Origin of the sequence: Noviherbaspirillum suwonense, assembly GCF_900182955.1 — a bacterium.
Lineage (GTDB): Bacteria > Pseudomonadota > Gammaproteobacteria > Burkholderiales > Burkholderiaceae_D > Noviherbaspirillum_A > Noviherbaspirillum_A suwonense.
Genome location: NZ_FXUL01000026.1, coordinates 44,607 through 56,387, shown reverse-complemented (window position 1 = coordinate 56,387; position 11,781 = coordinate 44,607). Strand labels below are relative to the sequence as shown.

The 11,781-nt window shown below is 58.3% G+C and carries 7 protein-coding genes; 6 read left to right on the top strand and 1 reads right to left on the bottom strand.

Annotation, left to right across the window (positions count from 1 at the left end):
* Positions 1-134 precede the first annotated feature (134 nt).
* Positions 135-1,373 (top strand): flagellin lysine-N-methylase, encoded by a 1,239-nt coding sequence (gene fliB, locus QOL82_RS24365; protein ID WP_283444909.1) that lies wholly within the window; start codon positions 135-137, stop codon positions 1,371-1,373.
* A gap of 363 nt (positions 1,374-1,736) precedes the next feature.
* On the opposite strand, the gene QOL82_RS24360 is transcribed toward fliB, so the two are convergent.
* Positions 1,737-3,119, bottom strand: a complete 1,383-nt coding sequence (locus QOL82_RS24360) for an ATP-grasp domain-containing protein (RefSeq protein WP_283444908.1) — start codon at positions 3,117-3,119, stop codon at positions 1,737-1,739.
* Positions 3,120-3,490: 371 nt separating this feature from the next.
* On the opposite strand from QOL82_RS24360, the gene QOL82_RS24355 reads away from it, so the two are divergent.
* From QOL82_RS24355 to flgK, 5 genes are all read left to right on the top strand, one after another.
* On the top strand, positions 3,491-4,603 hold the full coding sequence (locus QOL82_RS24355) for a phosphoserine transaminase (RefSeq protein WP_283444907.1): 1,113 nt from the start codon (positions 3,491-3,493) through the stop codon (positions 4,601-4,603).
* Positions 4,604-5,042: 439 nt separating this feature from the next.
* Positions 5,043-5,882 carry a flagellin N-terminal helical domain-containing protein gene (locus QOL82_RS24350; protein ID WP_283444906.1) on the top strand — a complete coding sequence of 280 codons (840 nt, stop codon included), beginning with the start codon at positions 5,043-5,045 and terminating at the stop codon, positions 5,880-5,882.
* Between the two features lie 210 nt (positions 5,883-6,092).
* Entirely contained in the window at positions 6,093-7,412 is a 1,320-nt protein-coding gene (gene fliD / locus QOL82_RS24345; RefSeq protein ID WP_283444905.1) for a flagellar filament capping protein FliD, read from the top strand.
* Positions 7,413-7,733: 321 nt separating this feature from the next.
* Positions 7,734-8,834: a glycosyltransferase family 2 protein gene (locus QOL82_RS24340; RefSeq protein WP_283444904.1), complete on the top strand. Its 1,101-nt coding sequence runs from the start codon at positions 7,734-7,736 to the stop codon at positions 8,832-8,834.
* Positions 8,835-9,122: 288 nt separating this feature from the next.
* Positions 9,123-11,309 carry a flagellar hook-associated protein FlgK gene (gene flgK, locus QOL82_RS24335; protein ID WP_283444903.1) on the top strand — a complete coding sequence of 729 codons (2,187 nt, stop codon included), beginning with the start codon at positions 9,123-9,125 and terminating at the stop codon, positions 11,307-11,309.
* Positions 11,310-11,781 lie beyond the last annotated feature (472 nt).

Here is an 11,781-nt window from a genome sequence, read left to right as displayed (position 1 = left end):
CCCGCATCGATGCCTTCAGCCGCAAAGATAGGCTCGATTGGCGCTGCTTTTCTCCGTATGGGAATCGCGATGTGGCTGGAATAATGGGTTTGGCAAAGCGATACCTTATTCCTCATTACATTGGCTCTACCACTATGAATGTTCTCCATCTCACTCGTAAGCTCCCTGCGCTGGTGCCGCAGTATGTCAGCCGCTTCAATTGTGTCGGATCGGCCTGCCCGGACACTTGCTGCGCAGGGTGGCGGGTAACGGTCGACAAGAAAACCTTCAACGCCTATCGGCAGACCAGGAATCCGGCAGTATCGACGCTGCTGGCGAAGAACGTGACGCGCATACGCAGCCAGGGAAGCGACGGCAACTATGCGCGCTTCGAACTTGAACCGGGCACGCATAATTGCCCAATGCTGCAGGACAGCCTGTGTTCCGTGCAAAAGAATATGAACGAGAGCTACCTGTCCAATACCTGTTTTACCTTTCCGAGAAGCTCCCGTACTTTCGCAGGCAATCATGAGCAGGCGCTGACGCTGTCCTGCCCCGAAGCGGCCCGCCAGGCACTCCTGCATGCAGATGCCTTTGATTTTGTCGAAGCGGAGATTACAGTTCGGCCCGATATGGTCAGTGACATGAAGTCGAAAAACGGGTTGTCGGTCGATGCAATGAACGAGATCCGTATCTTCTGCCTGCAGCTGATGCGCACCGCCGGCATGGAACTCTGGCAAAAACTGGCTATTCTCGGCACCTTCTGCGAGAGTTTGACGACGACGCTGGCCGCGGAAGGGCAGGGCGGCGTAGCGGCGCTGCTGAATGGTTTTGTCGAGATGATCGAAAACGGCATGGCAATCGATGCACTGGCGGGGATGCAGCCCAACCATGAACTTCAAGGTCGCGTGTTTGCGTCGCTATGGCAATTGAAGAAAGCCGGCGGGACGTCGGATTCCCAGCGCCAGGTTTTCAGCGCGATCGCGGCCGGATTTGGCGCGGACAGGGTGGATGAGGCCATTGCCATCGAGCAGATGGTCGAGCGCTACAGCAGCGGTATAGCGCTTCTACCGGAGGCGTTGCAGGCGGCCCCCCACCTGCTCGAGAACTACATTCTGAACGAGATGTTCCGCGACCTTTTCCCATTTTTTGGCACGACACCGTACGACGCTTATCTGCAGCTGGTATCGCGGTTTGGCCTGCTGCGAATGGTCCTTGCGGCCCAGTGCAATACCGACGGAGCGCTGCCGGATGCGGATGCGATGGTGCGCACGGTCCAGGTATATTGCCGATGCTTCCAGCATGATGCGAATTTTGCAGCCAACGTGAACAAGGCGCTCAGGAACAGCGGCTGGGCCAGGCTGGAAAAGGTGTATGGATTCTTGCGAACCTGATTGGTGAATGAGATGTGCCGCAGGTTTATCATCCAGGAAGGCAGACGACATACGATTGCCATCGGGAGAACTGGATGGCAAGTCCCTGAGCTTGCACGAGTGCGCCGAGGTCGTCCAGAGCGTATGCGTGACGGACTATCCTGGAGCGAGCCGTAGGTAAAGTAACTAAGTGACAGAGTACGGGCAGGCACGCCACCGCACGGATGCCGTCGAGACGTCGTAGTGCGCCGCTGGCAGGCTCATTGGAGCAGACTGCGTTCGCTCCAATGAGCCCGGAAGGATCAAGTTGCGGAGCCGGCGGTATCGGGCACGGCAGTAAATGCGCACGATTACATGGAATCACGCCAGCTTGTTATCCGCGGCTCAACGAGATTGCGACTGGGCCTTCAACATGCCTTCGAATGCGGAAAATAGTTTCTGCATATGCGCATGCTTGTACGGATAGAGCTCGGGCGAATCAAGGTCATGCACCACCATGTTGCTGTCCACTTCGAAGATCAGCAGCTTGCCTTCCCGCGTCTCGGCGCAGTCGACGCCGACATAGGCAAGCTGCGTGCGTTCCGCAACGGCGGCCAATGCAGCCCCGTGGCGCAGAGAAAAGCCGGTACCGAAGGATTCCATCGTCCTGGCTTCCTCGGTGCGCTTTTCGGCGTTCTCCGCCATGCCGGCATTGAGGTAGTGGACCATCCAGTGAGACGAGATTCCCACGTGCGCCAGGAAGGGCCTGCCCTCCACCAGAATGACCCGGTATTTCCGGAATTGGCCGTCGGCGCTGCTGTAGTCGATGAAAGGCGCGATGTAGAAATCGTCTGCTTGGACAACCGCAAGGTAGGCCGCCAGCTCGGGCGCGGCGTCAATCCTTTCGAGGTCCTTTCCGGCATGCGAGTTTGCCGGGCGGATGATCACCGGGAAGTCCACGCCCGGCGATACCATCTCCAGGCGCTGTTCGCCTGCGGCGATCACAGTCAGGGCATGACGTTGGGCCAGTACGGTCGGCGGCATTATAAGCCCCGGTATGTCGCGCAGCAGCTTGCTGGCACTGTCGCGCGCAAGCATGGCGATACGCTCCGGGTGATTCACGATGTCGTACGCTTGCGGGTAATGGCCTAGAGTCTGGGCCAACCTGGATAGCACTGCGGCGTTCTCAGGCGCATGGCCGACGGCGGTAAACATCAGGTCGCAAGGCGGCAGGTCCTTCACGACCGGAATGTTCTCGCCGATATAGACGAGCGTCAGAGCGATGTCGCTATTTTCGACCAGCAGCTCGATCGGTGTATTCGCCATCAGGTCGCCAGCCGCCATGAACACCGTCACCCGGAGCTGGCCGGGCCTGGCTGGAATGGGCGTAAACACCTGCTGCAGCGACAAGGCCTGATTCAGCATGGCCATACCCACATCGTGGTGCCCGGTCATCTGCAAAATCAGCGACAGGTCCATCATCGCATTGGCATCTTCCTGCCAGGTGTTGAGATGGGCAATGATCTTGTCCGACAGCGGCAGCATGCTCTCGCCACTGAAGGCATGGCGCATGATCGCGGCCATGCCAAGCGGCTGGTAGGTATTCTCGACGAATTCGGTCATGATGGGTTCGCTGGCCAGCGATCGGCGCCAGCATGAAATAGATAATGGGGGATTATCTATCAGCTGAGGCGGATCGATCCAAATAACGGCAACAGCGGCGACCGTTTCCGATGGCATCTGTTGGGAAGTGCTTACAAATCCTGCTGCAATGACGGCGGCAGGCACGGGCAATAGCCTTTCGAGCGGACAATTTTCCGGTCAGCCTGGCCTTGAACTTGTTGGCTTCGCCAGCTTTGGGGTACGTCCTTTGCGGGCTGCTCGGCTGCGCGGGGAAAACGGCGCCACGACTGTCAAGGCTGACGCAGATTTACTTGTGCAACCGTGTGTGGATGATGCTGACAATTTTTCAACTCGTACCTGATTACAATGTGCTCGGATACGCCGGTCGATTCAGCAAGGCGTTAAAAGCCAATTGCACCCGTTTACCTATGGCTGCCGGCATGCCGAAATCAACGTAATGAATACCCTCTTGTTTTCGAGAATGGGCATGCGGGCGACGAGCTATGCTCGCCCTTATGAAAATCGATCGACTGCCCATGATTTCCTCACCGGCCAATCGCCGCAACAGCCTGAACTTTTCCGGCGGCCCCGGTGCGCTGCCTGAAAGCGTCTTGCAGCAGGTGCAGGAATCGATTATTGCGGTGCCGGAAGTGGGCTTGTCCATTCTGGGCATCAGCCACCGCTCGGACTGGTTCGCCGGCGTGGTGGCCGAGCTGGAATCGAATATCCGCAGCCTGATGGGACTTTCGTCAAATTATCACGTCCTGTTCCTCCAGGGCGGCGCCACACAGCAGTTTTCGATGGTGCCGATGACGCTTTTGCGAGGAAAGGAATATGCTGCCGAATACCTGCATACGGGTTACTGGACCGGCAAGGCCATCCCGGAAGCGCAGCGCGAAGGGCCAGTGCGGATGCTCTGGAGCGGCGAGGACATGGGCTTTACCCGGCTGCCGAAGGACGATGAACTCGATTTCAGTGTCGACGCGCCTTACCTGCACTATGCGTCGAACGAAACTGTGGAAGGCCTGCAGTTCCACCGTGTCATTGGGCGCGACGACGTGCCGCGGATATGCGACATGTCTTCGGACTTCCTGGCCGGCCCGGGCGAGTTCGATCGGTTTTCGCTGATCTACGCGCACGCGCAGAAGAACATCGGCCCGGCCGGTGTCACCGTGGTCGTTGTCAAGGATGAGCTGCTGGATGGCGCGCCGACCGACTTGCCCGGTTTTCTCGACTACCGCGCCCAGATCAAGGCGCACTCGATTTTCAATACGCCGCCGGTGTTCGCCATTTACGTCATCCTGCTGGTCACCCGCTGGCTGCGCGACGAGATCGGCGGGCTTGACGCAATGGACCGCATCAATACTGCCAAGGCGGACATGCTCTACCAGGCGCTTGACCGCAGTTGCGATTTCTATCAGGCGCGCGCGCATCGAAGCGACCGCTCCAAGATGAATGTGGCGTTCACCCTGTCTTCTCCGGAGTTAGAGTCGCAATTCCTGGCCGCCGCGGCACACGCCGGCATGTCGGGACTCGCCGGCCACCGCAGCGTCGGCGGCATCCGGGCGTCCCTCTACAATGGGTTGACGATTTCTGCGGTGGAGACCCTGGTGTCGTTCATGGAAGAGTTCCGGGCGCGCCGCCGTTGAGCATCATGTTGCGCGAGTGACCTTGAAGGTGTGCGCCATATGCTTGGCAAAGAGTGCGCATCCTCGTCCCAGGACATCCGCTCGCGGTTTTCCCCAGTTTTTTTTGAAAGCTGATGGTAGGGCGGCAGGTTTTAGACCACATTCCCCCGGTCGTTGCCGACCTGGAAACGCCGGAGATGAACGCGCAGACGCGCTGATGCGTCCGATCCGGCAGTTTTTCATCAGGGGTGCGGGCGGCGAATGACGGCCGATTGTTGTCAATCTTTATACTCAGAACGCCATTTTTCCTAAAAACCATCTTTTTTAATGTTTCTCATGAAAAACATCATTTTTCGCTAAAGGAATTTTCAAAGCACCCGTAAAAGGTTCAACTGCCTAGCATAACGCTGGCACCGGACAAAACCCTCGGGTTTATTCAATCATTTTAAGGAGCAAGACCATGGCCGTTATCAACACCAACATTTCGTCCCTCAACGCCCAACGTAACCTGGCTGCTTCTGCTGGTGCCCAAGCAACGTCGATGCAGCGCCTGTCGTCCGGCCTGCGCGTCAACAGTGCAAAAGACGACGCTGCAGGCCTGGCTATCGCCACCCGCATGGACTCGCAAATCCGCGGCAGCACGGTCGCACTGCGTAACGCCAATGATGCCATCTCGTTCGCTCAGACCGGTGAAGGCGCCCTGTCGAAGATGACCGACGCAATGCAGCGTATGCGTGACCTCGCTGTTCAGTCTGCCAATGATACGAACACCTCTGGCGACCGTGACAATCTGCAAACAGAATTCGCGCAACTGCAAGCTGAAGTGACCCGTCTGCAAGGTACCAAGTTCAACGGCGGTGACGTTCTCGGCACCGGCGGCGGCGTGGCTGGTGTGCATACCTTCCAGGTCGGCGCAGGCACTAATGCAGCTACCGACCAGATCGACGTGAAGACCAATGCCCTGACCGACACCACGGCAGCAGTTGCAGGTGCGATCAAGATCGACGGCGCGAATAACACCAACTCGAAAACGGCGATCGACGCGATCGACAAGGGCTTGACCGAGATCAACAAGGAACGTGCAAACTTCGGTGCAGTTCAGAACCGTTTCGAGTCGGTGATCGGCAACCTGCAGATCTCGGTTGAGAACCAGTCGGCAGCCAAGTCCCGGATTATGGACACCGACTTCGCTGCGGAAACCGCTAACATGACCCGCGGCAACATCCTGCAGCAGGCTGGTACGGCTATGCTGGCCCAGGCAAACAGCGCACCGAACAGCGTGCTCTCCCTGCTGCGTTAATCGACGTGGCTCCGGGCCCGGAAATCAGTCGGGCCAAAGTGACAGGCATGGAGACATGCCTGTCGTCGTTTCAGCGGCCCGATACGGTGAATAAGGCCCGTAAACGTTACTTATTCGCAATTGCTTCCGATTTGCAATGCGACATAAAATGGCTCGAATGGCGTGGTTCGCCCAAAAGACAGTTGTTGTTCGGATCCTGGAGGAGTGGTTATGGCAGGCTTGACGGTAAGTTCTACCCTTGATGTCAGCGGCATCGTGTCGCAATTGATGGCTGTCGAAAAAGCACCGCTAAACGCTTTAAAAGAAAAGGAAACCAAGTACAACGCCCAGTTGTCCGCTTATGGGCAGATCAAGAGCGCCATGGACACGTTCAAGACGGCGTTGAGCAAACTCACGGTGGATGCCCTGAATGCGCAAACGGCGGTATCGAGCGCCCCGACCACCCTTGGCGTGTCCGCTGGCGGCACCGCGGTATCCGGCAGTTATTCCATCACCGTGCAGCAGCTGGCGCGCGCCGACCGGCAGCAGTTTGACGGCTTGGCCAGTGCCTCCACCCAGATTGGCAGCGGCACGATGTCAATCCAGGTGGGCAGCGGGACTCCGGTCAATATCTCGACTGCTGACACCTCGATGCAGGGCATCGCCCAGGCGATCAACAAGGCGAATGCAGGCGTTTCCGCCACCATCGTCAATGACGGCAAAATCAATCATCTGGTCGTGACCGGGCAAAAGACTGGCGAAGCCAATGCCGTCACGATCACCGCCGGCGGCGCGCTGGACATCTTCGACAGCAGCAAGGCGGCGGCACATCAGGCAGCGCAAGATGCGAATTTTATCGTTGACGGCATTGCCGTTACCAAGCCGTCCAATACGGTCAGCGATGCCATCTCGGGTGTGACGCTCACGCTCAGCGCGGTCAGTGCCGATCCGATCAAGGTGAACGTCACCCGCGACGACTCGACCGTCAAATCGAACATTACTGCCTTCGCCACAGCGGTCAGTGCCCTCAATTCCACAATCAAGAAGCTGACGGCTTATGATGCGGCCACCAAAACCGCCTCCGCACTGACCGGCGACTCCGGTGCGCGCACCATACTGAACAATGTGCGGTCACAGATGACAGGCGCCGTTCCCGGCGTGACTGGTTTCAATACCCTGGCGTCGCTGGGCATCATGTTCAAGAGCGATGGTTCGATGTCGGTCGACGACAGCAAGCTGTCCAAGGCTATGACCGCTGATCCGACTGCGATTACACAGGTGTTTACAGGAACAGGCGGGATTGGTACGAGGCTCACGAACATAGCAACCCAGATTCTTGGCGATAACGGTGTCCTTACAAGCCGTACTGACGGCCTCAGTGCAAGTCTGAAGACAGTCACCGCGCGGGAAGCGGATATGCAAACCCGGCTCAATGCCAAGGAAAAGAATCTGTACACCCAGTATTCCGCACTCGACGCCAAACTGTCGGGAATGCAGGCGCAGTCGAACGCGGTTTCTCAGCAGCTCGCGGCTCTTTATAAAAACTCATGATGCGCGGCGAAGCCGGCGATCTCCAGTCCTATCGTCAACTGGCGCGTGTCGCGCACCAGCTTGATGGTTTGCCTGGCGGTCCGTTTCGCGCATGATAGGGTTGCAGCCGAACCTTGCCGCGCCGAAGTGGACGTTCACACTGTCTTTTTCACCCGCAGCCCACGGCTCCCTCGCCGGTCATCAAAGGCTCAGCTAGGCAATCTTCATACGGTAGATCCTTGCCGCCAAAAAAATAGTCGACGCCGCTGATACAGGCGAGAATGGCGATCCTGGCCACGCCGGCCAATGCCATCGGCCTTGGCGATCGAATCGAGAACATCTATGGCAGCAAGTCCGCTCAACTCGCAGTTCCCACATAGCCCGACTGGCAGCAGCGCTGCGCAAATCACACTGGCTTTGGTGGTCATCGCCCGCAACGAAGCCCACTGCATAGCCCGCTGCCTGCAAAGCGCAGCGGGAATGGTCGACAAGATCATCTTGCTCGATACCGGCTCCACCGACGACACCATGGCTATCGCGCGCGACCTGGGCGCGCAGGTCCATTCTTTCGTGTGGATCGACGACTTTGCAGCGGCCCGCAATGTCGCGCTTGCATATTCGGATGCGCACTGGAACCTGGTACTGGACGCGGATGAGTGGATCGTGGCTGTGCCACACGGCTTGCGGGAAGCGCTTCCTGCCGCTGGCGGCTTTGTCGGAACGCTTCCGGTCGCCAGTAGCTTCGATCTGGCCGGCACTGTGGAAACCAGCACCAACTGGATATCGCGCCTTCTACCGGCCGGCGTAGGTTACGCCGGGCGCATTCACGAACAGGTGGACTCGACCTTGCCGCGTAAGCGTCTCGAAATTCGGGTAGGGCATGACGGCTACCGGAAACAGCAACTGGACAGCAAGGCGGGCCGCAATGACGCGCTGCTTGCCATGGCGCTGGAGGAGTCGCCCGACGACGGCTATCTTTTGTATCAGGCGGGGAAGGAGCTGGAGATCAAGCGTGACTTCGAGTCTGCCTTGCATTATTACAGTTTATCCATGCAAAACACTCCTGGTTACCAGTCCTATCGGCACGATCTGGTAATCAGAACGATCTACACGTTAAAGAAGTTGCAATTGCATGAGCTGGCCATTAGCGTCATCGAGAGTGAATACGATAACTGGCAGCATTCACCAGACTTCTTTTTCGTTACGGGAGACGTGCATCTGGATTACGCGGCAACGCGGCCCGACCTGGCGTTGGAGCGGTTATTGCCCATCGCCGAAACGAGCTGGTTACAGTGCCTGCGCTTGGGCGACTGCCCCGACCTCGACGGCACCGTCATGGGAAGGGGCAGCTTTTTGGCAGCGCATAATCTTTCTGTTCTGTACAGCGAAATCGGCGACACGAAGCGTTCGGAAGAGTATCGGGCGCTCTCCCGGAGTCGATAGCAACGGCGCTGGCGGTGCCTTAGCCGCTGCAGGCGTGCCTCATCCAGGATGCAAGGGAAAGGGCGGCGCATACTTTTATGCAAGATCTTCGCGCGGGATGTTCGCGCAGCGAGGCAGACCGGCCGAACGGCGGGTTAAAGGTTTATTCTGGAAACTGCTCCACTCGCGTGGAACGCCTATCAGCACAGCTATTGGGCAATCATTAATTTCTCGTGTGTTGTCGAATAACAATTAAGTTTTTGCTATCGATGCCGTTAATGATGATGACAATCCATGTAGGTGAAGATCATGAGTATTCCGAACATCGGTTCGAGTGCATTGAATTCCACGTCGGTCGGACTAGCCGCGACCGGGCATAGCATTGCAAATGCGTCGGCGACGGGCTACAGCCGGCAGGTGACGGAGACCGCCTCCGTTGGCACAGAGGATACCGGTGCCGGATTCGTTGGCAAGGGCAGCGAGGTTGCCAACCTCAGGCGGGTGTACAGCGAGTTCCTGACCGACCAGGTACGGGCGGCGGAAACCACCAACAGCCAGCTCTCCACCTACAAGGACAATATAGACCAGATCAACAATATCTTGGCCAATCCACAGGCCGCCATCTCTCCTGTCATGCAGGATTTCTTTGCCGGGGTACAGGCGGTGGCAAGCGATGCGAACGACACGTCTGCGCGTCAGCAGATGATTTCAAGCGGCCACGCCATGGTGTCGCGCTTCGACGCCATCTCCAGCCGGCTGCACGACCTGCGCCTTGACGTCAATTCGCGGATTCGGGCCAGCGTTGACGACATCAATATCCAGTCGGAACGGGTGGCAACGCTCAACAAGGCCATCACGTCCGCAGAAAGCAAGGCCGGCAAGGCGTCCACTGACTTGCTGGATGCGCGCGATAAGGCCATCTTGGCACTCAGCAAGCAGGTCAAGGTGTCGGTCGTCAAACAGGATAGCAACTATGACGTCTATATCAGCTCGGGGCAGTCCCTGGTCATCGGTAGCAATGCCGCGTCGCTCTTTACCGCGCCGTCCCCGGCAGACTCTTCCAGCACGGAAGTCGGCTACAAATCCTCCACCGGCGCCACCTCGCTGCTTGATGAAAAGCTGCTGGCCGGCGGCTCGCTGGGTGGATTGATGGAATTTCGGGCCGGAACGCTCGACACCGCCCAGAACTCGCTGGGGCGTACCGCCATCGCAGTTGGCGTGACTTTCAACGAGCAGCATGCCAAGGGTGCGACCGCAACGGGCGATCCGGGCAGCGACTTTTTCGACGTGGCCAGGCCGGTTGTCAAGATCGATGCGCGTAACGGCGGCGACGCCGTTGCCGGTGCGGCAATTACCGATGTGACTGCGCTGACAAGCTCCAACTACCGGCTGCAGTACGAGGATACGCTGCAGGCGGCCTATACGCTCACGCGCTTGTCCGACGGTAACGTCACCACATTCAATCCAGTCGCAGCAGGCGGCATGGTAGCCGACGGCATCGAGTTCAGCGTCCAGGGGACACCGAGAAACGGCGACTCCTTCCTGGTCCAGCCCACCGTCAATGGCGCTCGGGACATGCGCGTGGCGATCAACAGTGCGAACGACATCGCTGCCGGCGGCGCTGCATTGGCTTCGGCTGGCAGCCGAAACGCAGGCACTGGCGCAATCACGGCGCCAACGACCCAATCGGGCACGCTGCTCGGCAAGCCGGTCGAGCTGATGTACTCGAGCGGCGAAGGCACGTTGTCAGGTTTCCCTTCCGATATGCCGGTCAGCGTGACAAATGGTGCTGGCACCACGATTTACCCGGCTGGCCAGTCCGTACCATATCGGTCCGGGGAAATAATGAGCTTTGGCGGCGTCTCGGCGATCATCGACGACACCGCTGCGCCGCCTGCGCCAAAGTTTGCCATACAGGCGCCGGTGCCAGCCACGATCGCCTATTCGGCAGCCACGAAATCGTTTTCCGGCTTTCCCATCCCGTTGACGGTGACAGTCACCACCGAGAAGGAAGCAATCGTCTATGGGCCCGGTGTGCCGGTGCCATATACGCCGGGCGCGGTCATTTCCTTCGGCGGCATCTCCTTCTCGGCCTCGGGGGCGCCAGCCGATGGCGACACGTTCAGTTTCGAGAAAGGCGCTGGCGGCAGCGACAATCGCAATGCGCTGGCATTGCGTGCACTGCAAAGCGCTTCCGTCCTGGACGGCAAGACAAGCAGCCTGCAGGAATCGCACTCCAGCATGGTGAGCGCGATCGGCGGCAAGGCGGTTGAGATCAGGGTGGCTACCGCAGTGGCAGTCAATGCGCTGTCGGCGGCTATAGCCAAGCAGCAGTCGGTGTCGGGTTTGAGTCCGGATGAGGAAGTCGCAAATCTGGTGCGCGGCCAGCAGGCTTATCAGGCCGCCAGCAAGGCTATGCAATCCGCGCATTCCATGTTCCAGACCCTGTTATCCCATGGCGGAAAACAGGTCGGGCCAGGCAGTATCCAGAAATAGCGCAACCTGCTCGGCTCGAAATGTTTGTACACCACGTTATTGAACGCACCATCGCATGGTTACATCATTTCCGGCGACTACGCGTATGCTGCGGACGATCGTCTTCGATTCATGAGGCATGCTTCCGCTTGTACCAATCCCGGTTCACAAGGCCGCTATGAAACTCCGTAGGCTGTAATAATCGAAAGTGTATTACACCATTCGTTGCGAACAGGCGAAGATTGCTGATTGGCCGATGGTGTAATGCGCTACGCTTATTACACCCTGCGAGCCTGCGAACCACGTAGACGAAGGGGAACCGTCGATCTCATCCGGGCCGCCATGACTTGGGGTTTAGATCAGGCTGCGGCCTTATTTGCAGGCCCCACTTGAAAAACGCATCTTGTCGGGTGTTCCGGGCAGATCGACTTTGATGGATAGCTTCATCCGCTTACCCGCAGGGCGGACGCCTTGAACCGACAGCACTGCAAAC

Excerpts from the sequence above, each read along its gene's own strand:
- fliB (WP_283444909.1), top strand. The coding sequence starts at position 135 with ATGAATGTTCTCCATCTCACTCGTAAGCTCCCTGCGCTGGTGCCGCAG.
- QOL82_RS24355 (WP_283444907.1), top strand. The coding sequence starts at position 3,491 with ATGATTTCCTCACCGGCCAATCGCCGCAACAGCCTGAACTTTTCCGGC.
- QOL82_RS24350 (WP_283444906.1), top strand. The coding sequence starts at position 5,043 with ATGGCCGTTATCAACACCAACATTTCGTCCCTCAACGCCCAACGTAAC.
- fliD (WP_283444905.1), top strand. The coding sequence starts at position 6,093 with ATGGCAGGCTTGACGGTAAGTTCTACCCTTGATGTCAGCGGCATCGTG.
- QOL82_RS24340 (WP_283444904.1), top strand. The coding sequence starts at position 7,734 with ATGGCAGCAAGTCCGCTCAACTCGCAGTTCCCACATAGCCCGACTGGC.
- flgK (WP_283444903.1), top strand. The coding sequence starts at position 9,123 with ATGAGTATTCCGAACATCGGTTCGAGTGCATTGAATTCCACGTCGGTC.